1 protein-coding gene is annotated in these 575 nt (G+C 64.3%); it reads right to left on the bottom strand.

Annotated elements, in window-relative coordinates; translation table 11 throughout:
* On the bottom strand, positions 1–552 hold a 552-nt coding region (locus QF629_13055; protein ID MDP6014446.1), incomplete at its 3' end, for a uracil-DNA glycosylase family protein.
* Positions 553–575 lie beyond the last annotated feature (23 nt).

Genomic DNA, 575 nt, shown 5'->3' with positions numbered 1-575 from the left:
CAACGCCCATTCCTGGGGTAATTGGTGCACGGCGCCATGGCGGAACGGCCAGACACTTTTTTTTTCACCGATGGTAGCCAGCACGGCACCGTGAGCCAGAGTGCCCAGGGCCAGCACGAGCCTCAGGTTGGCGAGTGATCCAATTTCGTCCAGGAGAAACGAGCGGCAGGCCGTGGCTTCCGCACCGGTAGGACGGTTTTTCGGCGGCACGCAACGCACCGCATTGGTGATGCGGCACCGGGAAAGCCGCAGGCTGTCATCCGCCCTGGCGGCGTACGTTCCCTCCGCGAAACCGAAGGTGAGTAGAGTCGAGTATAAAAGGTCGCCAGCGAAATCGCCGGTAAATGGCCGGCCCGTGCGATTGGCGCCGCGCAAGCCAGGGGCTAGCCCGACGATCAGCAACGCCGCATCATTGCTGCCGAACGAGGCGACGGGGGCGTTGTGCCAATCGCCGTGATCGGCGCGGTTGGCGTTTCGGAATTCGCGCAACCGCGGACACAACGGACAATCGCGGTGCGGGGGGGCGAGGGGGGTATTCCCCCGGCCATTCATGGCTCAGACGGTCTGCAGCTCGG

Source organism: Alphaproteobacteria bacterium (assembly GCA_030739735.1).
GTDB lineage: Bacteria > Pseudomonadota > Alphaproteobacteria > UBA7887 > UBA7887 > UBA7887.
This window is presented reverse-complemented; position numbering and strand designations above follow the sequence as displayed.